Below are 222 nucleotides of genomic sequence, written 5' to 3' on the forward strand. Positions count from 1 at the left end.
AGATAGTGATGCCGATGCAGATAGTGACGCAGACGCAGATAGCGATGCCGATGCAGACAGTGATGCCGATGCAGACAGTGACGCAGACGCAGATAGTGACGCAGACGCAGATAGTGACGCAGACGCAGATAGTGACGCAGACGCAGATAGTGATGCCGATGCAGATAGTGATGCCGACGCAGATAGCGATGCCGATGCAGACAGTGATGCAGACGCAGATAG

Annotated in this window: 1 protein-coding gene; it reads left to right on the plus strand. The window is 54.5% G+C overall.

The window, feature by feature from the left end; all coding sequences use genetic code 11:
• Positions 1-222: hypothetical protein (locus KA858_RS12585; protein WP_210135846.1), on the plus strand; the 222-nt coding region annotated here is incomplete at both ends.

Source organism: Staphylococcus sp. GDX8P80P (genome assembly GCF_017893095.1).
GTDB classification, from domain to species: Bacteria; Bacillota; Bacilli; order Staphylococcales; family Staphylococcaceae; genus Staphylococcus; species Staphylococcus borealis.